The organism is Cryomorphaceae bacterium 1068, assembly GCA_027214385.1.
GTDB lineage: Bacteria > Bacteroidota > Bacteroidia > Flavobacteriales_D > Cryomorphaceae > JAKVAV01.
Window position 1 is genome coordinate 143,028 of the sequence record JAPVXR010000004.1, and the last position, 25,745, is coordinate 168,772.

At 42.6% G+C, this 25,745-nt stretch carries 19 protein-coding genes; 6 read left to right on the forward strand and 13 right to left on the reverse strand.

All coding sequences use genetic code 11. The features are described 5' to 3' along the window. The first annotated feature begins 125 nt into the window (after positions 1-125). From O3Q51_07580 to O3Q51_07600, 5 genes are all read left to right on the forward strand, one after another. Positions 126-1,877: an Omp28-related outer membrane protein gene (locus O3Q51_07580; protein MCZ4408663.1), complete on the forward strand. Its 1,752-nt coding sequence runs from the start codon at positions 126-128 to the stop codon at positions 1,875-1,877. Positions 1,878-1,939: 62 nt separating this feature from the next. Then, complete coding sequence (locus O3Q51_07585) at positions 1,940-2,440, forward strand: TlpA disulfide reductase family protein (GenBank protein ID MCZ4408664.1); 501 nt, start codon at positions 1,940-1,942, stop codon at positions 2,438-2,440. 11 nt (positions 2,441-2,451) lie between these two features. Continuing rightward, positions 2,452-4,149 carry a DUF6029 family protein gene (locus tag O3Q51_07590; protein MCZ4408665.1) on the forward strand — a complete coding sequence of 566 codons (1,698 nt, stop codon included), beginning with the start codon at positions 2,452-2,454 and terminating at the stop codon, positions 4,147-4,149. Positions 4,150-4,151: 2 nt separating this feature from the next. Next, positions 4,152-5,030 carry an Omp28-related outer membrane protein gene (locus O3Q51_07595; protein ID MCZ4408666.1) on the forward strand — a complete coding sequence of 293 codons (879 nt, stop codon included), beginning with the start codon at positions 4,152-4,154 and terminating at the stop codon, positions 5,028-5,030. Then, positions 5,027-5,641 (forward strand): porin family protein, encoded by a 615-nt coding sequence (locus O3Q51_07600; protein ID MCZ4408667.1) that lies wholly within the window; start codon positions 5,027-5,029, stop codon positions 5,639-5,641. The genes O3Q51_07595 and O3Q51_07600 overlap by 4 nt, the downstream gene beginning before the upstream one ends. A 345-nt stretch (positions 5,642-5,986) precedes the next feature. On the opposite strand, the gene ruvB is transcribed toward O3Q51_07600, so the two are convergent. From ruvB to O3Q51_07645, 9 genes are all read right to left on the reverse strand, one after another. Continuing rightward, positions 5,987-7,012 (reverse strand): Holliday junction branch migration DNA helicase RuvB, encoded by a 1,026-nt coding sequence (gene ruvB, locus O3Q51_07605; GenBank protein ID MCZ4408668.1) that lies wholly within the window; start codon positions 7,010-7,012, stop codon positions 5,987-5,989. Between the two features lie 78 nt (positions 7,013-7,090). Further along, positions 7,091-8,887 (reverse strand): cbb3-type cytochrome c oxidase subunit I, encoded by a 1,797-nt coding sequence (locus O3Q51_07610; protein MCZ4408669.1) that lies wholly within the window; start codon positions 8,885-8,887, stop codon positions 7,091-7,093. Between the two features lie 12 nt (positions 8,888-8,899). Further along, the gene (locus tag O3Q51_07615) at positions 8,900-10,111 is read right to left on the reverse strand and encodes a cytochrome c oxidase subunit II (GenBank protein ID MCZ4408670.1); all 1,212 of its coding nucleotides are present in this window, start codon (positions 10,109-10,111) and stop codon (positions 8,900-8,902) included. A 19-nt stretch (positions 10,112-10,130) separates the two neighbouring features. Beyond that, positions 10,131-11,411 carry a quinol:cytochrome C oxidoreductase gene (locus O3Q51_07620; protein MCZ4408671.1) on the reverse strand — a complete coding sequence of 427 codons (1,281 nt, stop codon included), beginning with the start codon at positions 11,409-11,411 and terminating at the stop codon, positions 10,131-10,133. A gap of 31 nt (positions 11,412-11,442) precedes the next feature. Next, positions 11,443-12,087 (reverse strand): cytochrome c, encoded by a 645-nt coding sequence (locus O3Q51_07625; GenBank protein ID MCZ4408672.1) that lies wholly within the window; start codon positions 12,085-12,087, stop codon positions 11,443-11,445. Further along, complete coding sequence (locus O3Q51_07630) at positions 12,084-12,641, reverse strand: DUF3341 domain-containing protein (protein ID MCZ4408673.1); 558 nt, start codon at positions 12,639-12,641, stop codon at positions 12,084-12,086. The genes O3Q51_07625 and O3Q51_07630 overlap by 4 nt, the downstream gene beginning before the upstream one ends. A 2-nt stretch (positions 12,642-12,643) precedes the next feature. Next, on the reverse strand, positions 12,644-14,017 hold the full coding sequence (nrfD, locus tag O3Q51_07635) for a polysulfide reductase NrfD (GenBank protein MCZ4408674.1): 1,374 nt from the start codon (positions 14,015-14,017) through the stop codon (positions 12,644-12,646). Positions 14,018-14,032: 15 nt separating this feature from the next. Beyond that, positions 14,033-17,233 (reverse strand): TAT-variant-translocated molybdopterin oxidoreductase, encoded by a 3,201-nt coding sequence (locus tag O3Q51_07640; GenBank protein MCZ4408675.1) that lies wholly within the window; start codon positions 17,231-17,233, stop codon positions 14,033-14,035. A gap of 20 nt (positions 17,234-17,253) precedes the next feature. Next, positions 17,254-18,519 carry a c-type cytochrome gene (locus tag O3Q51_07645; GenBank protein MCZ4408676.1) on the reverse strand — a complete coding sequence of 422 codons (1,266 nt, stop codon included), beginning with the start codon at positions 18,517-18,519 and terminating at the stop codon, positions 17,254-17,256. A gap of 268 nt (positions 18,520-18,787) precedes the next feature. Between O3Q51_07645 and O3Q51_07650 the strand changes: the two genes are divergently transcribed. Next, a complete protein-coding gene (locus O3Q51_07650; GenBank protein ID MCZ4408677.1) occupies positions 18,788-19,294 on the forward strand; it encodes an SPOR domain-containing protein in 507 nt (168 codons plus the stop codon). Here the strand turns inward: O3Q51_07650 and infB are convergent. From infB to O3Q51_07670, 4 genes are all read right to left on the reverse strand, one after another. Then, positions 19,291-22,023, reverse strand: a complete 2,733-nt coding sequence (infB, locus tag O3Q51_07655) for a translation initiation factor IF-2 (protein ID MCZ4408678.1) — start codon at positions 22,021-22,023, stop codon at positions 19,291-19,293. The genes O3Q51_07650 and infB overlap by 4 nt on opposite strands. Positions 22,024-22,073: 50 nt before the next feature. Beyond that, the gene (nusA, locus tag O3Q51_07660) at positions 22,074-23,303 is read right to left on the reverse strand and encodes a transcription termination factor NusA (protein ID MCZ4408679.1); all 1,230 of its coding nucleotides are present in this window, start codon (positions 23,301-23,303) and stop codon (positions 22,074-22,076) included. A 6-nt stretch (positions 23,304-23,309) separates the two neighbouring features. Further along, complete coding sequence (gene rimP, locus O3Q51_07665; GenBank protein ID MCZ4408680.1) at positions 23,310-23,777, reverse strand: ribosome assembly cofactor RimP; 468 nt, start codon at positions 23,775-23,777, stop codon at positions 23,310-23,312. 95 nt (positions 23,778-23,872) lie between these two features. Then, on the reverse strand, positions 23,873-25,483 hold the full coding sequence (locus tag O3Q51_07670; GenBank protein MCZ4408681.1) for a hypothetical protein: 1,611 nt from the start codon (positions 25,481-25,483) through the stop codon (positions 23,873-23,875). Positions 25,484-25,745 lie beyond the last annotated feature (262 nt).

A 25,745-nucleotide genomic window follows, 5' to 3' on the forward strand; every position in this document is an offset into this window, starting at 1 on the left:
TAACATATTACAGAAAAGCCCAACTCTTCCTCAAACGATATTTGGGATTTCAATAGAACTTGACATAAAAAAAATTTTTGTCCTCAAAAGAAGTACTTTAGCGTAAAGACATAATTTTAACCAATATGAAGAAAATTTACCTAAGTGCGATTGTTTGCTTGTTTGCAACATTCACGTACGCTCAATCAGAAAGACTAGTCCTTTCAGAAGAAGGAACTAATGCAAGCTGTGGCCCATGTGCTGCCCAAAATCCATCATTCAACGCTTTGCTGGATGCTAACACAGACAACGTCATCTCAATTAAGTACCAATGGTATTTCCCCGGGTTTGACCCAATGCATGAGCACAATCCTGACGAAGCGAATGCGCGACTAGCTTATTATGGAATTAACGGTGTTCCTACCGCGACTATTGACGGAGAAATCCCGGATGTGAGTCCATCATACGCAGGTGCTCCTGGAGCTTTCACTCAGAGCCTATTTGATGATGCCGCAGCAGTTCCTGCCTCATTCGATATAGAGGCTGACTTTACTGTTTCCTATAGCGAGATCAGCGTAAACGCAACAGCCACTTGTACTCAAGCAGCTTCGGGCGATTTGAGACTGAGAATTGTAGTAATTGAAAAGGAAGTTCTTTTTGATGAGGCTCCTGGTTCTAATGGAGAAACTGAATTCTACAACGTGATGAAGAAGTTTCTACCTAACTCAGATGGACTATCAATGGCTAGCGCTTACGAGTCAGGAGATGAGTTTACAGCGTCTGAGTCTTGGAACCTTGCAAACATTTACGACATCGAGGAATTGGCAGTTGTAGTTTTTATCCAAGACGACAACACCAAAGAAGTACTTCAAGCGGCTTATGCTGAAACAGGAGAATTTATTTCTGAAACTGAAAATGATGCGGCAGGAATCGCCATCAATAACACTTCAGGAGAGAATTGCAGTGCTACTTTCAGCCCTACGGTTACTATCAGAAACTGGGGTAGTGAAACATTGACTAGTCTTGATGTTGAATATGAAATAGCAGGTGAGTCGAACACTATCGAGTGGACAGGTTCAATAGATTTCTTCGAAACTGCAGAAGTTGAATTGGGCGAAATAGCCACTCCAACTGCTCAAGAAGAAGATTTAGTAGTAACTCTTTCTAATCCAAACGGCCAAGAAGATGGTAACGCAGTAAATGATGAAATAGAAGCTACTATTGCTAACGTACCTCAAGCAGGAACTGAAATTGAAGTTGTTATCGATACGGATAATTATGGCGAAGAGACCTACTGGAGAGTTGTGGATGGAGATGAAAACGTACTTGGCGAAGGTGGAAACAGTTGGGTAGGAACTACCAACATCGGTGTTGGTGGTGGAGCTCCTACTGAAGGTGCCGGCACATACAATTCAAATCAAACTTATGAAACTACTGTAACGATACCTGCAGGAGTAGACTGCTACAGTTTCGAAATTTACGACTACTATGGTGATGGAATTTGCTGCCAATATGGAAACGGTTCTTACGAAGTTGTTGACATGGCTTCTAGCGAAACTATCTTGGAAGGTGGAGCTTTCAGTGCTGAAGAAGCGAAGAATTTTGCAGCAGGAGTGCTAAGTGTTGACAACGTAACTTCGGTTAACGACTTCACCATGTTCCCGAATCCAACAAATGGACTGTTGAATGTTGAGTTCAACCTTGTGTCTTCACAGAGAGTTTCTATTGATGTTCTTGACCTCACAGGACGTCTTATTATTTCAAAAGACTTGGGAGTTCTTCCAGCAGGATACAGCTTACAGCAAATAAATCTTTCAGGTCAAAGCGAAGGATTGTACCTACTGAACATGAATGTAAACGATGGCCGAGTAGTTGGCAAGTTTACTGTAAACAACTAATATTCGATTTATTTTCAATGACGTTCGCAGCTTAGGCTGCGAACGTTTTTTTTAAACACCATATGAAATACTATCTACTCCTAATTCTATCATTCGCCTCTATTGTTTCAAGTGTTTCTGCTCAAGACGGAAATACGACAGTACCATCAGCAACCGTAAAATCCATTGACGGAAAATCTTTTGATACGGCTGATTTCAATAATGACGGCAAACCGATGATTATAAATTTTTGGGCTACTTGGTGTGCTCCCTGCAAAAAGGAACTGAACAATATTGCAGAAGTATATGACGACTGGGTTGAAGAAACAGGAGTTAAGTTGGTGGCTATATCTATTGACGATGCCCGAAGTCAATCAAGAGTCCTCCCATATGTAAATGGTTCATCTTGGGAATACGAAGTATACATTGACGAAAACCAAGACTTTAAACGAGCCATGGGTGTTAATAATGTTCCGCACACGTTCCTGGTAGACGGTTCAGGAAACATTGTTTATTCACACAACAACTATGCTCCAGGTGACGAAGATGAACTCTTCGAGAAGATTATTGGTCTTCTCAACTGAGACTCGGATGTATGAAAAAGCTAGTCACCCTCTCAATCATTTTATTTAGCCTGACGGAGGTATTTAGCCAAGACCCTTTTCAGGTAAGAGGAAACTTTTCCATTGATGCTCAATATTACCGGGAAGACTCTGCTATCGCAGCTGTGGTTCCTGATGAACAAATCGCCCTTCAGGGTTTCGGTAATATCATTTTGACCAAAGGAAAGTTTGAAGCAGGCGTCAGATTCGAAACTTACTTACCTGCGTTTGTCGGTTATCCTGCAGGCGCACCTTGGGAGGGCACTGGAATAGGATATCGATATGCCAAGTACAACGGTGATAAACTTGAGATCACAGTCGGAAATTTCTACGAACAATTTGGATCAGGACTAGTACTTAGAACTTGGGAAGATCGAGGACTTGGAGTGGACTACGCTCTCGATGGTATTCGAGTGGTAGCAAGGCCGATTGACGGTATTACTGTAAAAGGACTCTACGGGAAACAGCGCTTCAATTTTAATGATGGCTATCAAAATGGTGATGGGATCGTACGGGGTGCAGATATTGAATTCAACCTTAATCAGCTATTAGACTCTGTAATTAACTTCAAAGGTCAATGGACGGTTGGTGGTAGCTTTGTGAGTAAGTACGAGCAAAACAGAAACCCCGTTTATGACTTCCCTGAGAACGTAGGATCAGGTTCAGTCAGGCTGAAATATCAATACAGTGGTTTTCAATTTAGCGGTGAATATGCCTATATCTCGACAAATCCGTCCTCACTTAATAGTAATATCGTAGATATACCTGATTCTCTTGATCCTTCCGTGGGTATTTTCCAGTATGGACAAGGCTTGCAAATACATACCAACTATTCTAAAAAAGGCTTCGGAGTTGGCTTAACCGCGAGTTCTATTTCCAACATGGCCCTTCAGAGCCAACGAAACTCAGGGCCATTCGACTCTTGGATCAATTACCTGCCGCCAACCTCTGTACTTCAAACAGCCTTGCTGGCTCAGTTTTATCCATATGCAACACAACCAAATGGTGAAGTTGCTCTCAGGGGAGATGTTTTCTACAACATCCCTAAGAAAAGTCTCTTAGGCGGTCGATACGGTACGAAGCTAGAAGTTAGTTACACTCATATTCAATCACCTGATTTCCCTGTAGTTGATGATTTCGAGATAAACAGGAAAGGTATTGAACCAACTCTATTTAGCTGGGGAGATGAAACTTACTATGAGGACTTTAATGCGAAGGTGACCAAAAGGGTTTCGAAAAAGTTCAAAGCGAGCTTAATGTACATGTATATCCAGTACAATAATGATGTTGTTTTGGGCGCTTATGACTATAACAATAACCCAACCAAAGGGACCGTATTCGCTGATCTCATCGCTTTCGAGGGAAGTTGGAAAATAAAGAAAGGCCACAACCTGCGGTTCGAACTGCAAGCTCTTTTTACTGATCAACACCTCCAAGACTGGTTGGCGGTAGTTGCAGAATACACTGTTTCACCACATTGGTTCTTTTCTGCTGTTAACCAATATAATTACGGAAATGCCGATGGAGACAAGTTCAACTTTCCCGTTGTATCGACAGGATACATCAATGGAAGCAATAGAATTTCCGTCTCCTATGGTCGTCAACGAGCCGGAGTATTTTGTGTAGGTGGAGTTTGTAGAGTTGTTCCTGCTTCGAATGGCCTTACAATAAGTTTGACAAGTAGTTTTTAATCATGAAGAATTTCAAATTATTCATCCTAGCTGGCCTGTTTTTTTGGTCGTGTGATAAACCAGATAGTCCTTACCTGGACAATGACAGAGATTTAGGAACCGCTGAAGGTGTAATCATATATGGTTCCTCTTTTTTTGATTCATACGAATCGACTGTCCTTCTTGAAGATTTCACAGGTTATAAATGTCAGAATTGCGGTCCTGCCCTAGCTACTGCTGACTTGCTCCAAGAACAGTGGGAAGAACGAATAGTAGTAGTTGGCTACCATGTATTATCCTTTTTCGCAGCACCTGACATTGCACCCCAACCACCAAATTTCATTTTTTCAAAAGACTTTAGAACCGAGGAGGGAGAAGCGCTGGCTGAAGATGAAAGCATTCTTTCACTTCCTCAAGGTATGGTGAACCGAACTGATTTTGGTTCAGGACGACCTCAGCTGGCGGGTGATTGGTCAGGTCTCGTTTCCGACCAAATGAGTCTGGAAGCACGCGGATTTGTTGATGTTATTGCTGATTCGGTTGTAGTAGAAGATAGCGAGGTGACTTTTGCGATAGCACTGAGACCACTATCAGAAGTTGAAGAAGATTGGAATCTCGTTGTAGGCATTTACGAAAACGATATTATTGAAGGTCAAAAAGACGGGAGTGATATTATATACCCATTCTCTCATCAACACGTTTTCAGAGGGTATGTAAATGGTCGATTCGGCCAAGCTGTTATTTCTCCTGATCTTTCTCTAGCTGATGATGAAGCTGTATATTATAAGTTTACCACAGCTTTAGACGGCGAATGGGTACCTGAAAACTGCTACATTTTTGCCTTTTTGCAAAACCCATCTACCTTAGAGGTTCTCTCAGTGGCAAAGGCACCCGTGCTATGAGGTTAGTATTATTTGGTCTCATGTTCTTTACCCTACCTTTATGGGGTCAAACTGAAAATGATGACAAAAGCTTTTCTTTCTTTCTACAAGCGGGTATGAATGCCAGTCAAGTGGGTGGTGATGGACTCCAAGGTTTTGATAAATTGAATTTCGCTGCTGGTATTGGCGTAAAGCGCATAATCAACGAAAAGTTTGATTGGCAGCTTGGAATAAACCTTCTCCAAAAAGGGAGTAGAAAAGTAGCCGACCCGGATAATGGTGACCTGACAGAATACAAAATGTCACTTCTCTACGCTCAGGTTCCGATTCTATTCGAATACAAATACAACGAGAAGATATCAGCCATAGGTGGCACCGGTTTTGGATTTCTGCTCTCAGCTGAAGAGACTGATTTCAACGGTGTGATAGATAATACACCCGACTTTAATGTGCTTGACTTTTCTCTAATTCTAGCTGTGAAATACAATATTTCAGAAAGATTTGGAGCCGAACTTAGATACGATCAATCGCTTCTACCAATCCGGACAAGGGGTGACATTGACATTCCACTTGTGCTAGGATCGCAGTTCAATACGGTATTAGGGGTACTCTTGTCGTATTCAATCAACTAGCTCTAAGTGTAAGCTTAACACTTTGATTTTCATTTACCTAAAAAAAATGTTAATCCGTCGAAAAGCGATATACGCTTCATAATTATTAGCCGTTTAGTTCTTATCTTAAACGAACCAAAAAGAACAAGGACATGCTGGAACTAAGTAAAAAGATCCTTCAAAAAGTAAGTTTCGATCGTAAACTCTTTCAGAAGGAACTTAGGAAATCCCTCAATTGGCTTAAACCAAATGAGCGTGTTCTCCTAAAAACCTGGTGCTTGGCTACCTTTGGAGCCACCTACCATGAAATCATAATGGAAGTATTCGAATCTATGGGCGCCTCTCTCTGAGGCGCTTTTTTTATGTCTAAAAAAGACCTTGCTGTTCGCCGCCTCTATTCATAGCTCTGCCCAGGTGAGCATATGCCGCATCGGTAGCTTGACGCCCTCTGGGGGTTCTCATCAGGAAGCCTTCCTGTATTAAAAAGGGCTCATAAACCTCTTCAATCGTTCCCGAATCTTCACCTACTGCTGTTGCGACCGTACCTAGACCGACCGGGCCTCCTTTAAACTTGTCAATAATGGTGAGGAGAATCTTATGATCCATCTCATCCAGACCGTGCGTATCCACATCCAGAGCTTCAAGTGATGATTGAGCTATTTTCATATCAATTACTCCATCCCCTTTTACTTCTGCAAAATCCCTTACTCTGCGCAGTAGGGCGTTTGCAATTCGCGGAGTCCCTCTTGATCTTCGAGCTATTTCATGTGCTGCTCTGTTTTCTATCGGAATATTGAGAATCTCCGCACTTCTTTTCACAATTCCCGCAAGGATATCAGATGTATAGTAGCTCAATCTGCTATTTATGCCGAATCGAGCCCTTAAAGGCGCCGTAAGCAAACCGGAACGCGTAGTTGCTCCTACTAATGTAAATGGATTGAGATCGATCTCTACAGTCCTTGCATTTGGTCCTGTATCAATAACAAGATCAATCTTAAAATCTTCCATAGCTGAATAGAGATACTCCTCTACTATTGCCGAAAGTCGATGGATCTCATCTATAAACAGTACATCATTTTCTTCCAGATTAGTAAGCAATCCTGCAAGATCACCCGGTTTATCCAATACAGGTCCAGAAGTTACCCTCAGCCCAACACCCAATTCTTGAGAAATGATTGTTGCCAGAGTAGTTTTCCCCAATCCAGGGGGACCGTGTAAGAGGACATGGTCCAAAGATTCCCCTCGCCTCTTGGCGGCAGTTACAAAAACCTTCAGGTTTTCCAAAACCTTGTCTTGACCTTGAAAGTCTCCAAATGATTTTGGTCTTAAGACTTTCTCAAGTTCTGAATCTGTAAATGAGGACGAATCCCTTAAATCAAACTGATCTGACATATTGATTTCAAAGATACTGTGAATATGCAAAAAGGGCCCGCATATGCGAGCCCTTCAATTCTTTATTATATGAACTGCTTAATGCTCTTCTTCACCATCGGTCAAAGGAACATTCTGCGGCACATAATCAAGCTCTTTTCCCGGCTTACTATAATCATAAGGCCATCTATGAACAACAGGAATCGCGCCTGGCCAGTTTCCATGAATGTGCTCAACCGGAGTAGTCCACTCAAGTGTATTGGACTTCCATGGGTTCTGAGATGCTTTTTGACCTCTATAGATACTCCAGAAAAAGTTGAAAAGGAAGATCGCCTGTGCGGCAGCGGCAAATATGGCGAAGGTCGTAACCAATACGTTCAAGTCATACACACCATCAAACATCGGATAATCGGTGTATTGGTAGTATCGTCTTGGAGCTCCTGCCAACCCGACAAAGTGCATTGGGAAGAATACCCCGTAACCTCCGACAATCGTCATCCAAAAGTGAGCATAACCCAGTTTGGAATTCATCATTCTACCAAACATCTTCGGAAACCAATGATAGACTCCCGCAAACATTCCGAATATAGCAGATAGCCCCATCACAATGTGGAAGTGAGCTACAACGAAATAAGTATCGTGAACATTTATGTCCAGTGCCGAGTCAGCAAGAATAATACCTGTCAATCCACCTGTAACGAAAGTTGATACCAAACCAATGGAGAAAAGCATAGCAGGTGTAAAAACCAAATTACCTTTCCATATTGTGGTTATGTAGTTAAAGGCTTTTACTGCTGATGGGATAGCGATCAAGAGTGTTGTGAAAACGAATACTGACCCAAGGAATGGACTCATTCCCGACATGAACATGTGGTGTCCCCAAACAATAAATGAAAGGAAACCGATAGCCATGATCGAACCAATCATCGCCCTGTATCCAAAAATCGGCTTTCTAGAGTTTGTCGCGATTACTTCCGAACTAATTCCAAGTGCCGGGAGCAATACGATGTAAACTTCAGGGTGGCCTAAGAACCAGAACAAGTGTTCATAGAGAATAGGACTACCACCCACAGGGTCAAGAGCCTCGCCTGCTACGTAGATGTCACTTAAATAAAACGCTGTACCCATGGACCTGTCCATGATCAATAACAATACCGCTGCAAACAAAACCGGGAAAGACAATACCCCAAGAATAGCAGTCACTAAGAATGCCCATATAGTCAATGGCAATCTTGTCATTTTCATACCCTTGGTACGCAAATTCAGAATAGTAACGATGTAGTTCAGACTCCCCAAGAGTGAAGAGGCAATGAATAGTGCCATACTCACCAACCACAGCGTCATTCCAAGTCCTGATGAAGGCATCGCTTGGGGAAGTGCACTTAAAGGCGGATAAATAGTCCATCCTCCACCCGCAGCTCCGGTTTCAACAAACAGGGACGAAACCATAATAACACTCGATACCAAGAAAAACCAGTATGAAAGCATATTCAGGAACCCTGAAGCCATATCTCTCGCTCCAATTTGCAATGGAATAAGAAGGTTACTAAACGTACCACTCAATCCTCCCGTCAATACAAAGAATACCATTATAGTACCGTGTATCGTAACCAGTGAGAGGTACATGTTTCGATCTAAAACTCCGTCAGGCGCCCAACGGTCTCCCAAGAAGTAGTTCAAAATTTCAAAACTTTCTCCTGGCCAAGCCAATTGTAGTCGGAAAAATACCGACAACATCATGGCGATGATACCCATAAAGATCGCAGTCGTTAAAAACTGCTTACTGATCATTTTATGATCTTGCGAGAATACGTATTTGCTTACGAAACTCTCTTTCTCATGGTGGTGCTCATGTGAGTGAGCGTGTGCCTCGTGTGTTTCTACAGTAGCTGACATAAGCTTCTAATTTCAATTTTTTTCGGCCAACGGGCCATCTTCTACAACTTTATCTTCTTCACTTTCTTTCTTAGCCTTCATACTTTCAGGCTCAACAAAAGGCTTCTGTTCAGAGAGCCATTTTGCAAAATCTTTTTCAGACTCTACGACAATATTCATTTGCATGTTATAGTGGGCTGATCCACATACCTTGTTGCAAAGCAGTATGTAATTAAACTCAGCATCATCCATAACGGTTCTCATCGAATCCGTGGTAATAGTGGGCTTGAATGCAAATTTGGTAGTCATCCCCGGAACAGCATTCATCTGAGCTCTGAAGTGAGGCATGTATGCCGAATGGATAACATCACGAGAATTGATATTGAAAGAAACATCTCTTCTGATAGGTAGATGAAACTCTCCCTTAACAATGATGTCATCGTAAGCAGTAGAGAAATCTTTATTGCTTTGTTTAAAGTTTAAGATCTTAGCTATTTGGCGCTTGTAAGCACCTATTCTATCTTCCAGTTCTTCAACTTGATCATCAGGTAAGATTTCATTAGCCAACTTACTCTCTGTTTTTGAGATCCCCTCTTTCAACTCGATTACTCGAGCTTCGATTGTTTCGTCAGTAATAAGACCAAGAGGGTTCTGAGAGGTAATCAATAGGTAATTTGACTCTCCCATTACTCCATCAGGTCCCGCATATCGTGCTGTCCAATCAAATTGTTTTGCATACAGCTGAACCTGCACTGCATCTGCAGAAGGCTCGTCAGTCACATCATTCCACACTTTCAATCCATAGATTATCAAGAAGGCAAGTGCGATTGTAGGGATGATAGTCCAAATAAGTTCGAGTTTGTTGTCGTGAGCAAAGTAATAAGCCTTTCTGTTCTTATTGTGAACATATTTCCATGAAAAGAAAAACAAAAGGAAATTGACAATAAAAAAGACAGCTATTAATATAATCCAGTTTACATTGAATAGCTGGTCAACCTCCATACCATGTTCTGATGCTGCAACAGGTAAAAGCATATCACCATATGCCGCGAACTGCCAGATAAAAAACCCGAAGAAGGCTATCATAAACAATAGCCAAAGGTTTGCATTCACCTTATTGGATGTAGGTGAAATATCCTCTTCACGTCGCTTTTGAAGCTCAGAGGAAACTTGATATACTTTGGCGATCTGGGCTATACCTACTACAGCCAAAATAACCACCAGTACTAAAAGAAGCTTCTCCATAATCTTTTCCTTATCCTAATTAAATGCTGTGGTGTAAACTTTCATCCAAGTATGGCGACTTCTGCGGCATCAATGGCGCCTTAGTTAGTGCGCTAAGCACTCTGTTGATGAACAAACCTGTGAAGCCTAAGAACATTCCTATCTCTAACCAACCAAAATACCAATGCTCAAACAACACTCCGGGAGTGATAAGCATAAATGTATCTAAGTAGTGTCCTATGAATATTATAGTTCCGACCACAATCAAAAAACGCGGGTTTCTTTTCGCATCTCTTGACATTAATAACACCATTGGTATCATAAAGTTGATAATAAACATCCCGAAAAATAGAATCTGATACTGCTCTATTCTGGTGATGAAATAAGTAACCTCCTCAGGAATATTTGAATACCAGATTAAAAGGAATTGTGAGAACCACAGGTAAGACCATAAGAAACTGAGGGCAAATACCCACTTACCTGCATCGTGAATATGGCTGGAGTTGATATCCTTTAAGTATCCTTTCGAAATGAGGTAAAGTGATAGAACTACAATCACATTCATAGCAGACACCCACATACCTGAAAATACATACCAACCGTAGAGTGTAGAGAACCAGTGCGTGTCAATCGACATCAACCAATCCCATGACATTGTGCTTGATATAACAGCAAAGAAGACCAAGAAGAGAGCACCTCTCTTATAGCCTTTAAGGTGCAGTTCTACTCCACCTACTTCATCTTCTTTCAGTGATCTTCTTCTAAACCATCGGGCAAACAAGAATAAAACAGCTGCATAGAGAAGTGTTCTTATCCAGAAAAAAGGCAAGTTCAAGTAAGCCGATTTATTGGCGATCAGCTCGTCATATTCGGCATTTGCTACCACAACTGCACCGCTCTCTTGTGCTTCCTCCATGGAAGCATAGAATTCAGGGTGCTCAGAACCTACTGTAGATTCTGTGACAAACTCTGCGTGAACTGCCTCATCCATCCAATGGTATATATGATTTAAGTGGAAGCTAGATGCCAAAAGGACAACTAAAACCACTACAAGACCGATTGGAACAAATGAAAATACTGCCTCAATGACTCTTCTTAGGGAAACAGCCCAAGCGGTTTCGGTTGCAAAGTGAAGCGCATAAAAGAACAGTGCTCCCAAGGCTATTGCTAAAAAGTAAAAACCATTGATCAACACGTTAGACCAAAATCTTCCGTGGTGTTCACTATGATCGAAAATAAAACCTAAAATCAATGTCAACACACCAATTGCTATCAGTACGTATGAAATTATTTTGGCTCTGTTTGAGAATACGAAGTTCATCCTCCGGGTTGTGTTAGTTTCGTTAATAGTATTATCCTTTGATATCCGAAGTTTCTTCGGTTTCCTCTTCCTCTTCTTCATTTCCTTGCTTCTGCAAATACTTCACATAAGCAACAACTTTCCATCTTTCAGCTTTAGTCAACTGAGAAGCGTGAGATCCCATAGCTCCTTTACCATATGTAAGAGTATGGAACATTTTTCCTTCGGGCAATTCACTTAAGGGACCATTGTAAGCCTGTGGTGCAGGGTGTCCTCCCTTTTCCACTACAGGTCCATTTCCAAGGCCTTCAGCTCCGTGACACTGAACACAGAAATTGGTGTAAATTCCTTTACCCATTTCAATGTACTGTTCGTTTTGCGGAAAGGGAGATTTCAATACCTCGCCTGCCAACTGATACCCTTCTTGCGTGTTGGGAATCATATATGGCATATCATTCATTATGTCTGCCGTTGTTGGAACAGTTCCTTCAACTGGCTTTCTTGCAGATATAGTCAAATTATAGGGATCGCGTAGCGTATCTCTCACCTCACCGTAATCAACGTAGGCTTCAACTGCAGGGCTTCTGTACATATCAGGCATGTATTCGTACCCCGGACTTTGTTCTTGCTTAATACAAGAAGAAAGCGCAAAACCTGCTAAAACAGCTACTGATATTTTTGCAAATGCGTTTCTCATTTTACCGCAATTTCTTTTTCATTGATTTCAATAGCTCCTGCATTCTTCAGCATGGAACTCAATCCTTCAGAAGTCATTTCAGGATTTTCTTCGCTGGTAATTTCCATTACGAATTTATCGTCCGTCGTTCTGGGATCCGGATTTACAGCTGGCATACCCGGTAAGGTTCCATTTCTGAGCATATAGGTTATGGCCATCCCGTGGGCGGCGCATAATACCGTAAACTCAAATGTCACAGGAATAAAAGCAGGAAGGTTTTCCAAAAGCGAGAAACTTGGTTTCCCTCCAATATTCATAGGCCAATCCTGAATCATAAAGTACCACATTCCCAGGAGGGCGAGACTTAGACCTGTTAATCCGAACATGAAAGACACAATCGCCAACCTCGTTCTTTTAACACCAATAACCGGATCAAGTCCGTGAATGGGGAATGGTGAGTACACGTCTTTAACACGAATACCTTGACCTACGATATCTCTCGCAGCGTCCAAAAGACGGTGGTCATCGTCAAACATGGCGTGTACCACCTTCACTGTTTTACTTGTGCTAGCCATTATCAGTGATCTTCTTTTTTATATTTCTCACCCGATACTTTCAGGATCGTTTTCAATTCATTCAAAGCCAATACAGGGAAGAACCTTGCGAACAAAAGGAATAGAGTAAAGAATATCCCGATTGTACCAATGAAAATTCCTATATCCACCCAAGTCGGATAGAACATTGACCAGCTCGAAGGCACGTAGTCACGGTGAAGTGATGTTACGATAATTACAAACCGCTCGAACCACATTCCAATGTTAACTACTATGGATAATATGAATGTCGCAATGAAGCTGGTTCTGATCTTCTTAAACCAAAACAATTGTGGACTTACCACATTGCAAGTCATCATTGCCCAATATGCCCAGAAATACGGACCACTGAAACGGTTGATGAAAGCATATGATTCGTATTCAACTCCCGAGTACCATGAGATAAAAAGCTCAGTAATATAGGCCACACCGACAATTGAACCGGTCACTATGATTACGATGTTCATGTACTCCACGTGCTTAACGGTAATGTAGTTTTCAAGCTTCATCACCTTACGCATGATCAAGAGCAGCGTAAGTACCATGGCGAAACCGGAGAATACCGCACCCGATACAAAATATGGTGGGAAAATTGTTGTATGCCATCCGGGAATCACACTAGTTGCAAAGTCCATAGATACAATCGAGTGAACCGAAAATACAAGCGGTGTAGCTAACCCTGCCAGCACAAGCGATACTTCCTCAAATCGTGACCATTGCTTCGCCTTTCCTGACCAACCGAAACTGAGCAATCCGTAGATCTTTTTTGACAGCGGATTTGTCATACGATCGCGAATGGTGGCAAAATCAGGAATTAAACCAATGTACCAGAATACCAGCGATACGCTAAAATAAGTAGAGATTGCAAAAACATCCCAAAGAAGTGGCGAGTTAAAGTTAACCCATAGAGAACCGAACATGTTTGGTAATGGGAAAACCCAATACGCTAACCAAATTCTTCCCATGTGAATTCCAGGAAAGAGCGCGGCCATCATTACGGCGAAGATGGTCATTGCCTCTGCGGAGCGGTTAATTGCCATTCTCCATTTCTGACGGAAGAGCAATAGTACGGCAGATATCAAGGTACCTGCGTGACCAATACCAACCCACCAAACGAAGTTGGTAATATCCCATGCCCAGCCTACGGTTTTGTTCAAACCCCAGACACCGATTCCTGTACTAATCAGGTAAACGACACATCCTAAGCCCCAGAGAGCAATAAGTCCTGCTATGGTAATTAAAACGTACCAGGCTTTAGGAGCTTTATTCTCAATTGGCCCAACCACATCCGCAGTGATATCATGATAAGTCTTATCACCTAATATCAGCGGTTCTCTTATGGCAGCTTCTTTGTGCATATTCTAGATATTTCTTTAAACCTCAGTATTTCTGACTTTAACCTTGTAGCTAATGCTCGGTCGAACTCCAATTTCTTCAAGAGCATAGTAATGTCTCTTGTCGTCTTCTGCTTTTCTAACTCTAGTACCTTCATCATTTCGATCTCCGAAAGTGATGGCGTTCGTAGGACAAGCCTCAGCACAAGCAGTGATGATCTGCTCATCTTGAACTGGTTTTCCAGCCATTTTAGCTTCAAGCTTACCTCCTTGGATACGCTGAACACACATGGTACATTTCTCCATTACCCCTCGAGATCGAACGGTAACATCAGGGTTCAATACCAATCTTGCAGTAGCGTCTTGTGAAGGGTTAACCTCAGCAAACTTATCGTAAGCTTTGTAATTAAACCAGTTGAATCGACGAACTTTGAACGGGCAGTTGTTTGCGCAGTATCGAGTTCCGATACAGCGATTATATGTCATCTGATTCAAACCTTCATTACTGTGTGTGGTAGCAGCAACAGGACAAACCGTTTCACACGGAGCGTGATTACAATGCTGACACATCATAGGCATGAATGTAGTAGTCGGATTGGTATACTCAGGCTCTTCCATTTCCCGATACGTATCGATAGCACCCATACCCATCTCTTCGCCTTTCTCCAAACTCATGTCTGATGAGTAGTAACGGTCAATACGCATCCAGTGCATATCTCGTCCTCTTCTGATCTCATCTTTTCCTACAACAGGCACATTGTTTTCTGAGTGACACGCGGTAACACAAGCACTACAACCGATGCAAGTAGAAAGATCGATAACCATTCCCCAGTGATGCCCCACACCTTCCACGGTATGCTGATCCCAAAGGTCAATCTTGTCCACATCTTTCTTGATCATCTCACCATCTTCGTGAACTACGAGTCTATGAGGCTTATTGTAAGCTTCTTGCGGTTCGTTCTTGAAAACGGCTAGTGATGTTTCCTTTAAAACAGAATCACGCCCCATAATGGTGTGGTGAACTTGAGTGGTAGCGATAGGATATTCTTCTCCTGCGGCTTCAATTTTAGCTCCACCTACAAAGTAGCTCATGTGTCCATTAGCTACCGTTACAAAGCGATAAGCATTGGATCCTATTGGTATTCTTTTACCATCGTCGTCCATATCATACCCGCCGTATTGTTTGGTTCGGTATGCCGCTTTTCCAATATTCTCTTCATTGGCACCTCTACCATAGCCTAATGCTATAGATACAGTACCTTGCTTTTGACCTGGTTGTGGAACCACCGGTAGCGTTTCGCTGACACCGTTCACCGTAATGGTTGCGGTTGATGCAGGTAACTCCTGTCCCAAGTGCATATTAAATCCCATTGACTCAACATCTGCCGGGTTCATAGCAATGTAATTGTCCCAAGTCACCTTGGAAATCGGGTCAGGTAATTCTTGCAACCATGGATTGGTAGCATGCGACCCATCTCCAATACCTGTATTAGAGTAAGTAATCACTTCGAACCCTTCAACAGATTTTGACTTAGCTGCATTTCGAGCAGAAGCAGATACTGCCTCTATATTGAGTTCTGGAGTTTCTACCATCTCCGGAAGCTCAACATCAACAGAACCATTTCTAACAGCATTGAACCAAAAGTCTTCAAAAAGGAGTCCTTCGGCACCAAGACCTATCATATATTCTTTCCAAACACCCTTGATAAACTCACGGTATTCGGTATTATCACCTGTCCAAGCTAAAATACTCTCTTGATTCTGACGGGTGTTGTACAATTTTCCAATAGTTGGCTGTGCGAGCGCATAATGCCCTGTGACCGGGTAGAAATCATTCCACGACTCGAGGTAATGATTATCAGGACAATTCACATTGCAAAGAGTAGCTGTCTCGTCTTGCCACAAAGCAAAAGAAACACTTGTTGCAACTTTAGCCAATCCTTCGCGGAAAGCATCAGAATTAGGCAATGAGTACGCAGGGTTTATGGAGCTGCCAATAATCAGCACATCCACTTTTCCTTGCTTCATATCATTTACTAAAGCCACTGTTGCAGCGTCATCGCCTTGCTTGATGAACATCTCTTTGGAAGTACTGATGGCATTGCCATAGTTTCCAAGGAGCGTATTAATAGCGTTTACCACAACTTGATTATCAGGATCATTGCTTCCTGACACTACCAATGACTGACCTTTATTTGACAACAGTTCATCCGCGGTCATCTTAATGGCGTTCATCGGAAGATCATCCGTATTAACTGACACCGTAGATGACCCCATCTTACCCGCAATCTCGTTGTGAAGTGCAACCAACGCTCTTCCTTCATCAGAAGATTTGATCGGAACACGCACATCTGCGTTTGAACCTGTTAGAGACAAATTCGCTTCGTAGTGGAAGTGCTTGCTCATCCAGTCACCAGTTGGCTTTCTGTTCTTAGCATATTGCGCAACATACTCGGTATGGAACAGCCAGTTATTCATGAAGTCAGCACCAAAACTAACGATGGTACGGGCTTTTGAGAAGTCATAATCAGGAATCATCGACTTTCCAAAAGTCAGTTCATTCGCCTTTCTGATTCCACTTAATGAGATAGGATCGTAGTTAACTACGTTTACTACTTCCTCTCCGTACTTCGCTTTAAAATTGTCAATTGCTCTTTGGGTCGAAGGGCTGATGATGGTTCCCATTAAAAGAGTGATGTTCCCACCTTTATCTGCTGCCGACTGCAAAGCTTTAGATACTTTCGAGTCCACGGCTGACCATTCAACTGCTTCCCCATCGATCATTGGCTGCTTCAATCGTTCACCATCGTAAAGGCTCAGAACGGAAGAGTTGATTCTTGCATTTACAACCCCATCATTCAGACCATGCTTGGTGTTTCCTTTGATATGAATCGGACGACCTTCACGGGTTTTCACCATAATGCTGGCGTAGTCCTGTCCATCAAAATAGGTGGAAGCATAATATGTTGGGATACCCGGAGTGATTTCCTCAGGTTTATTCACATAAGGAATGGAGTGAATAACAGGAGTTTCACAAGCTGCTACGGTAGCTGCTGTAACGCTAAATCCTAAAAATTTAAGAAAGTCGCGCCGATTGGTCGATGTCTTTGATAATTCAGTCTCTGACAAAAAGTCGTCAACAGATTGTTGAGCGGCAAATTCGTTCTGACTGTTTTGCATGAATTCCGGGTTCTCTTGAAGCTCCTCAAGCCCGACCCAGTACTTCTTATCTTTTGCCATAAATCCCTTTACTCAGCTAATTAATAGTGACACTTGGCACATTCCCATCCACCCAATTCTTTGGCGGTAATGGTTCCATCTTCCAAGTATTTTTTTAGTTCGTCTTTACCGTTCTCCTTAAGACGCTCGTGAATTTCGTCATAATATTCGTTACCCTCCATCTTCACTTCAGTCTCAAGGTGACAGTTGATACACCAGCCCATAGTAAGCGGAGCGTGTTGTCCAGCGACAGTGTATTCAGCTTGAATCTCACCGTGACATTCCTGACACTCAATCTCACCTACAACGTAGTGTTGCGCGTGATTGAAATAAGCGTGATCAGGAAGATTGTGAACTTTCACCCATTTGATTGGCTTCTCTTCACCCGTATACTCTTGGTTATCCATATCCCAACCTACTGCCTCGTATATCTTCATGATTTCCGCAGTACCTTCATCGCTTCTACCTTGATTGATCCCCTTATGGCAGTTCATACAAATGTTAGCCGAAGGAATTCCCGCGTGCTTACTTTTCAATGCACTCGTGTGACAATACACACAAGCCACGCCATTTTCACCAGCGTGAAGCGTGTGATTAAATGCAATTGGTTGTTCCGGAGTGTAGCCTTGGTAAACTCCAACACCCATGAGGGCCTCATATCCACTAACGGCCAAATAAACCACAAAGAGAATACTCACAATGGAAACAAAAACTTTGTTTTGCCACAGCCATATTTTGGCTTTATCGCCAAACGACATTTCAGGCTGGATCTCCATTCCCTCTGCTGCGAGCATAGAGTTTTGAAGTTTATTCAGTGAAGAACGAACACTCCAAAGAGAGAAAATCAGGATGAGAAGAATGAACAGGACAATAAGCAACCAAGTGGTATCAAGACCTCGATCCACAGCTACAGGAGCAAGCTCAGGCCCTTTAGGAGTCTCTCTTACAGGAGGCTCCCAATTCTTGACATAATCCAGGATAGCAGCAATCTCCTCGTCATTGACTGCCTGACCAGGCATCAAACCACCTTTCGGAAACCACTCATTGTAGAGATTCTTTACATAAGAATCTCCTGTTTCAAGAGCTGCATTAGGGTTCTTAATCCATAAATAAAGCAACTCTTCCTTCCCAGCCCAGCGCTCCTCAACTCCTTTCAGAGCGGGCCCTGTCATGTTCTGATCAACCTTGTGACAAGAAGAACAGTTTGCCTTAAATAGTTTCTCGCCGTCTTGGGCAGAAACCTCACCAACACCAGCAAATGCCGCTACAAGTAGGGCTGCTAAAAATATATTAAAAGACCTTTTCATCTTTTCTGAAAACTGCATCATATCTACAATTGAGCTTAGATAAATAGCCGCAAATTTTTCGGCAAAAATAAGAGAAAGGAGTTTCGATACCCCCTTTATGTCATAAAATTGTCAGGGTCAGAAATAATTTAAAATGATTCTAAATAACCAATGTATTCGAAGAAAGAGGGCTCGAGGAAGATCATTTTTATACTCATGATGTCTGGAATTACGTTAGATTGGATTGATAGGAAATTATTGGTCTTAAATTTGCCAAAGAAACAAGCGTATGTCAAAGTCTATTTTTCTCTTAATCCTAAGTTCACTAGCCTGTATTTCAACGTCTCAAGGACAAGATGAAGATGCGCAATTGAAGGAACGGGTCTACTCCAGAGATTACCGAACAAGCAAAGATTCGTCGGCGCAGAATAATCTACCAGGGACAATTACGGTTATTGAAGACGAGCGAATCACTGAATTGGACAACCTAAAGAAAGAGTATCCTGGTCTACAAGACGGTTATCGCGTTCAGATTTTCTTTGGCAAAAGAAAAGAAGCACTGGATCAGAAAGCCAAGTTTGCTCAATCGCATCCTGAGCTGCCTGCATACATATCTTATTTAGCCCCAAATTTCCGCCTTCGAGTAGGAGATTTCCGAAGCAGAACAGAAGGAGAAAAATTCAAACAAGAAATTGACTCTGAGTATCAGGGATGCTACTTGGTGAAAGACAAAATAGAGTTACCATCCTTGGAGAAAGATGAATCAAAAGAAGCGGAAGATTCAAAAAAGGACTAGTCGTCCAGTGTTTGTTTCACTTCTACTTCCTCGTATGCTTCGATGATGTCGCCTACTTTAATATCGTTGAACTTGTTCACGTTCAAACCACATTCATAGCCTTTAGACACTTCTTTGACGTCATCTTTGAATCGTTTCAAGCTTCCCAATTCTCCACTGTAGACTACAATACCATCGCGAATAACACGAATCATATTGTTTCGATTCAGCTTTCCATCGGTCACGAAGCAACCTGCAACCGTACCCACTTTTGAAATTCGGAATGTCTCTCGGATTTCAGCGTTTCCAACGATCTTCTCTTCGATTTTCGCGGAAAGCATTCCTTCCATGGCATCCTTGATCTCTTCGATGGCCGCATAGATTACAGAGTAGATTTTGATTTGAATCTCTTCTTTCTCTGCTATTCTTCGAGCACCACCTGATGGGCGGACTTGAAAACCAACGATAATCGCATCAGAAGCCGTTGCCAAAAGAACATCGCTTTCGGTAATCTGTCCTACGGCTTTGTGGATAACATTGACCTGAATCTTATCGGTAGAAAGCTTTTGGAGTGAATCGCTCAATGCTTCGACAGAACCATCCACATCACCTTTGATGATCACGTTTAATTCCTTAAAGTCTCCGATTGCAATTCGACGACCGATCTCATCAAGCGTAATATGTTTCTGAGTTCTGACGCCTTGTTCACGCCATAGCTGCTCACGCTTCGTAGCAATGTTACGCGCTTCACGCTCGTCTTCCATCACGTGAAAACGATCACCTGCATTAGGCGCACCACTGAGACCGAGCATTGACACAGGCACGGATGGCCCGGCTTCTTTAATATTTTGATGACGCTCATTCATCATGGCTTTAACACGACCGGTATGCTGGCCTGCTAATACCACATCTCCGACACGCATTGTTCCTGCTTCTACGAGAAGGGTAGTAACATACCCCCTACCTTTATCCAAGGTAGATTCGATTACAGTTCCAATTGCTCGTTTCTTCGGATTTGCTTTTAAATCAAGGAGTTCTGCCTCCAGAAGTACTTTATCCAAAAGCTCGTCAATGTTTGTTCCTTTTTTGGCAGAAATATCTTGGCTCTGGTACTTACCACCCCAATCTTCTACCAAAATATTCATTTGAGCCAGCTGCTCTTTAAGTTTTTCGGGATTTGAATCAGGCTTATCAATTTTGTTGAAAGCGAAAATCATCGGGATCCCTGCTGCTTGTGCATGATTGATGGCCTCTTTTGTTTGAGGCATCACATCATCATCAGCAGCAATTACGATAATTGCCAAGTCGGTAACTTGAGCACCACGAGCACGCATCGCGGTAAAGGCCTCGTGACCGGGAGTATCCAAGAAAGTAATCTTCTTACCGTCATTTACCTCAACGCTGTATGCGCCAATGTGCTGGGTTATTCCCCCGGCTTCACCGGCTATTACATTCTCTTTACGAATGTGGTCAAGAAGCGAAGTTTTACCGTGGTCAACGTGTCCCATTACGGTAACGATAGGAGCGCGTGGCACCAGATCTTCGGGTTTATCTTCCTCAGTCTCTATTGACTCTTGAATGTCGGCGGAAGTAAACTCAACTTCATAATCAAATTCCTCGGCAATAATAGTCAAGGTCTCAGCATCCAATCGCTGATTGATCGAGGCCATAATACCAAGGGACATACAAGCTGAAATCACCTCATTTGAACTAACGTCCATCATCGAAGCTAAATCAGCCACCGTTACGAACTCCGTTAGCTTCAGTAATTTTGATTCTTCAGCTTCTTGTTGGAGTTTCTCTTCGGCACGCGAACGGTGCTCATCTCGCTTGAGCCTTCTGTTTTTGGCTCCTTTGTTTTTTCCACCACCACCTTGCAGTTTAGCAAGCGTTTCTTTCAACTCGCGATCGATATCTTCTTTACTTACCTCACGGCGTTCATTCCCTCTTTTGGGCTTAGACTTATTCTGACCTGGTTTGCTTACATCAACCTTATCGGTACGAAGACGTTTTCTCTTTCTTCTTCCTTTCTGAGTATCCTTGTCAGGATCAGTACTAATAACAGGCTTTTTCTTCGGCTTCCTCTCCGGAAGATCAATCTTACCCAGTACTGTAGGCGCAACGAGCTTTTGAACGTTGGTGCGTATAGTATTGTCCTCTTCCTTCTGAGCTTTCTCTTTCTTCTCAAGCTCAGCCTTTTCTTCGGCTGTAGGCTCTGCAGGCTTCTTTTCTTCGGCTACAGGGGCAGGCTCGGCTTTCTCCTCTTTTGGCTCCTCAGTAGCCTTAGCAACAGGTTCTTCCTTCTTTTCCTCTACCTTCTCCTCTTCTTTCGGCTCAGGTTTTGGCTGTTGCTTTTTATCCTTATTCAGGTCTATTTTTCCAACGACAGAAACTCCCGGTTTCGCTTTGACCTCAGGCTTATAAACGTCATCGGGAACGCCTTGCACATTTTTAATGAGAACTTCTTCTTTCTCTTCTTCTCTCTCTTTGCGCTCTTCTTTCTCTCTCTCTATGGTCACAGTCTCTTTGTTGGCTGTAACCTTTCCGGCTGTCTTAGCTTTCTCCTTAAGTTGTTTTGAGTCCTGAAATTCATCCATGAGAATTTCGTAGGCAGCAGGCTCAATTTTCGCATTGGGCTTGCTCTCTATCTCAAAACCTTTGTCCGCGAGGGTATCAACGATGGTCTGAATACCAACGTTAAACTCCTTTGCTGCTTTACTTAGTCGTACCGATGCTTTGCGTATTGGCATATAAAATTATCGGGGTTTCTGCGAAGTTAAAAAATAAGCGCAATTACGCTCTACTCTAACTCTTCGCTCAAAATTTTCATTATCTCTTTGACAGTTTCCTCTTCAAGGTCTGATCTCTTCACCAACTCTTCAGGAGCCAGGTCGAGTACTGCTCTCGCTGTATCCAAACCAACCTTCTTGAGTTCATCAATGATCCAACCATCAATTTCATCTGCAAATTCTTCCAAATCTACGTCTTCGTCTTCTCCTTCAGAATCGCGGTAAACGTCAATTTCGAATCCTGTCAGCTTTCCGGCTAACTTAATATTGTGGCCTCCCTTACCAATGGCTAGAGAAACTTGATCAGGCTTTAAGAAGACTTCGGCCTTCTGACCATCTATCTTAATACTGGTGATCTTTGCAGGACTTAATGACCGCTGGATGAGCAACTGATCATTTGCCGTGTAGTTGATCACATCAATATTCTCATTCTTCAATTCGCGAACGATGCTGTGAATTCTCGAACCTTTCATCCCAACACAAGCACCCACGGGGTCTATACGATCATCGTATGATTCTACAGCTACTTTGGCTCTTTCTCCCGGAACTCGAACGATTTTCTTGATGGTAATCAATCCATCAAATACCTCGGGAACCTCCATTTCAAATAAACGCTCCAAAAACTCAGGTGCCGTTCTGGACAAGATAACCACAGGATTGTTATTGCGCATTTCAACCTTGGCTACTACCGCTCTTACGGTGTCACCCTTCTTGAAGTAGTCGCTTGGGATTTGCTCAGACTTTGGCAAAATCAATTCATTCCCTTCATCGTCCAACAAAAGGATCTCTCGTTTCCAAACCTGGTAAACTTCTCCAGCGATTATTTCGCCGACTCTTGAGCTGTACTTGTTGTAAAGGCTGTCTTTCTCGAGCTCAATAATCTTTGAAACAAGATTCTGACGCATCGACAAAATCGACCTCCTGCCGAAGTGGTCGAGCTTGATTTCTTCCGTAGCTTCTTCACCTACTTCAAAATCAGGCTCAATTTTTACCGCCTCAGTTAAGGCTATTTGCGCGTTATCATCTTCTACCTCACCATCAGGAACGATTTCGCGGTTACGCCAAATCTCTAAATCTCCCTCGTCAGGATTTATGATGATATCGAAGTTATCATCCGTACCGTGTTTTTTGATTAACATGTTTCGGAAGACATCTTCCAAAATACGCATCATCGTTTCACGATCGATATTTTTAAACTCTTTGAACTCGGTGAACGAGTCGAACAAATTTACATTGCTCATGTGCTATTATTTGAAATTGATTTTGATTTTGGCCTCCTTTACTTCAGGGTAAGACAGATCCAATTCTTCTTCAATAAGTATTTTCTTCTTTTTTCCAGGTACGCGCTCCTTTCTGCTCGTATGCAACTTGATCCCTTTTTCATCCGCAGTCAATAACTCACCTTCAACTTCTTCTCCTCCCGTCAACTTCACCTTCAAATCCCTACCAATGTTCTTAACGTACTGACGATGATCTCTGAGAGGTTTGTCAATGCCCGGAGAACTCACTTGGAGCGAAAAATCCTCAGCTTCACGATCGAGGTTATGCTCAATCTGACGACTGATATCTACGCAATCTGAGATGGATACAGGCCCCATACTTTCGAGCTCAACCCGAATGTTATTCCCGGGCTTAATCTCCAGTTCCAGAATGTAATATTCCGTCCCTTCGATCTTCTCTGCTATTAAACTTCTTATGGTATTCTCGGTAATCACTTGCAATCAATAAAAAGAGGGGCTTCGGCCCCTCGATTTAGTTTCTTTTATTTTCTGACTGCAAATGTAATGATTTTTCCTGAAAATCAATGATGCTAGTGATTCATTCGGTTGTCTTCCACCACCCTCACTTTTCGACCATCTTTGTATTCAATCTTAGTGATCACATTGCCTCTAGGCGAAAACGATGTGGAAACTCCCTGCCGCTTTCCATCTTCAAAGTATTCTTCGAGCTCGGGCTGCCCTCCGCGACGGTGGTACATAACGGACTTACCGTGCTGCTTTCCCTTGCGATAGCCTGACTCCCTCATTTTTCCCCCTTCAGGAAAAAAGTATATCCATTTGCCATCTGGCTTGCCTTCCAAATAAGTACCCTCTCTGATTGGAATTCCCTGCTCAGAATATTCGGCAAAAGGACCGTTTAGACGTCCATTTTTGTACCAAGCATTCTCTTCAAGTTTCCCATTCTCATGGTAGTGCTTCCAGTTACCTACTTTCTCGTCTCCTTGCCACGAGCCTTCGTACATCGGAGATCCATCGGGAAACCATCCCTTCCACTTTCCAACGAGTTTCCCGGCAGCAAAACTGCCCTCATCTTTTGGAGAGCCTGGCTTGTACCACGACTTCCATATGCCTTCTTCCAATCCATTGACATATGAGCCCTCCTGCAACTTGTTTCCGTTTTCAAACCAAGTGGTCCAATTGCCGTTGCGTTTATTTTTCAGGAATTCTCCTTTTCGCCATGTGCTCCCGTCGGGGTAATAAAATGTCCATTCTCCTGACTTTTCCCCCTGCTGCCATGTACCTTCGTATTGTACTTGTCCATTGGGATAATAATATCTCCAAATGCCTTCTTGAAGTCCATTCTCGAAAGGTCCCTTCATCTCCATGAACCCGCTGTCGCGAAAAAATTGCCACTCCCCTTCTTTCAGCCCTATTTCATACTGTCCTTTCACCGCAGCCTGTCCGTTCTCAAAATTTTCGATAAACGGTCCCTGCAGCGAATCCTTTTCAAAATGGGTTTCTTTCCAAAGATTGCCATTGGAAAAATAATACACCCAGATACTGTCCTTTTTTCCTTGCTCATAATACCCTCTCGTCCGCAATTGACCGTCGGGATACCATGTAGTGGACTCTCCAGTCATCCATCCATTCGTGTATGCTTCCTTACTCTTTTGCTCGCCATCAGAGTAAAAGGTTTCCATAAACCCCGAGCCATTCTTGACAGCGGCGGTTCCATCAGACAGAAAGTAACTCACCATCTCAATGCTGTCTTCTTTATGGACAAATTCAACCATATTCAAAACACTGTCGGGATACCAATATTTCCACTCGCCGGTCTTAGCACCATCCTTAAAGTAGCCTGTCTCTTTCGGAGTGCCTGAAGGGTAAAAAGCATGCAACACGCTATCAGGTCTATCCCAATCAAAGTATCCTTCAGTTTCCAATTGACCATTCTTGTAAAACCTTTTGACGGGGCCATTGAGTCGACCCAAGAAGAATTCTGATTCCTCTTTTATCGAGCCATCACTATAGTAATACTTCCAAGTTCCATGTTCCAGTCCACGGCGATAAAGCCCTTCGGTTCGTTTCACTTTTTGGTTCTTATCCCAATAGTCGACGAAGGCTTGATCTTGCGAAAAAACTTCTTGAGGTGTAATCAGCAAGAGGACAAAAAATAAGAAAAAAGTCAAAGTAAATTTCATTCCGGAATCCAAGTGTTTGAATTTTTAAAGTTGGCTTTTACATCTTCGCTAAAAACCTGAAAAGCCCAAGACTTCTGCACAAATGATCGTTTGCAACGACTAACAAGAGTAAAAAAAGCAACATCAATCTAACGTTTGAGATTCCCGGATATTGAGCTTTGTTAAATGGGGGAATCGAACAAGCACTATGTCTCTATGTTAAGTGAATCTTAAATCCATAAAAAATATAAAACCATGATTAAAGACGTGAGTAAATTTTCAT

Excerpts from the sequence above, each read along its gene's own strand:
- infB (MCZ4408678.1), bottom strand. The coding sequence starts at position 22,023 with ATGCCAATACGCAAAGCATCGGTACGACTAAGTAAAGCAGCAAAGGAG.
- nusA (MCZ4408679.1), bottom strand. The coding sequence starts at position 23,303 with ATGAGCAATGTAAATTTGTTCGACTCGTTCACCGAGTTCAAAGAGTTT.
- O3Q51_07670 (MCZ4408681.1), bottom strand. The coding sequence starts at position 25,483 with ATGAAATTTACTTTGACTTTTTTCTTATTTTTTGTCCTCTTGCTGATT.
- nrfD (MCZ4408674.1), bottom strand. The coding sequence starts at position 14,017 with ATGCACAAAGAAGCTGCCATAAGAGAACCGCTGATATTAGGTGATAAG.
- O3Q51_07620 (MCZ4408671.1), bottom strand. The coding sequence starts at position 11,411 with ATGAACTTCGTATTCTCAAACAGAGCCAAAATAATTTCATACGTACTG.
- O3Q51_07580 (MCZ4408663.1), top strand. The coding sequence starts at position 126 with ATGAAGAAAATTTACCTAAGTGCGATTGTTTGCTTGTTTGCAACATTC.
- O3Q51_07640 (MCZ4408675.1), bottom strand. The coding sequence starts at position 17,233 with ATGGCAAAAGATAAGAAGTACTGGGTCGGGCTTGAGGAGCTTCAAGAG.
- O3Q51_07610 (MCZ4408669.1), bottom strand. The coding sequence starts at position 8,887 with ATGTCAGCTACTGTAGAAACACACGAGGCACACGCTCACTCACATGAG.
- O3Q51_07625 (MCZ4408672.1), bottom strand. The coding sequence starts at position 12,087 with ATGAGAAACGCATTTGCAAAAATATCAGTAGCTGTTTTAGCAGGTTTT.
- ruvB (MCZ4408668.1), bottom strand. The coding sequence starts at position 7,012 with ATGTCAGATCAGTTTGATTTAAGGGATTCGTCCTCATTTACAGATTCA.
- O3Q51_07650 (MCZ4408677.1), top strand. The coding sequence starts at position 18,788 with ATGTCAAAGTCTATTTTTCTCTTAATCCTAAGTTCACTAGCCTGTATT.
- O3Q51_07590 (MCZ4408665.1), top strand. The coding sequence starts at position 2,452 with ATGAAAAAGCTAGTCACCCTCTCAATCATTTTATTTAGCCTGACGGAG.
- O3Q51_07585 (MCZ4408664.1), top strand. The coding sequence starts at position 1,940 with ATGAAATACTATCTACTCCTAATTCTATCATTCGCCTCTATTGTTTCA.
- O3Q51_07615 (MCZ4408670.1), bottom strand. The coding sequence starts at position 10,111 with ATGGAGAAGCTTCTTTTAGTACTGGTGGTTATTTTGGCTGTAGTAGGT.
- O3Q51_07595 (MCZ4408666.1), top strand. The coding sequence starts at position 4,152 with ATGAAGAATTTCAAATTATTCATCCTAGCTGGCCTGTTTTTTTGGTCG.
- O3Q51_07600 (MCZ4408667.1), top strand. The coding sequence starts at position 5,027 with ATGAGGTTAGTATTATTTGGTCTCATGTTCTTTACCCTACCTTTATGG.
- O3Q51_07630 (MCZ4408673.1), bottom strand. The coding sequence starts at position 12,641 with ATGGCTAGCACAAGTAAAACAGTGAAGGTGGTACACGCCATGTTTGAC.
- O3Q51_07645 (MCZ4408676.1), bottom strand. The coding sequence starts at position 18,519 with ATGAAAAGGTCTTTTAATATATTTTTAGCAGCCCTACTTGTAGCGGCA.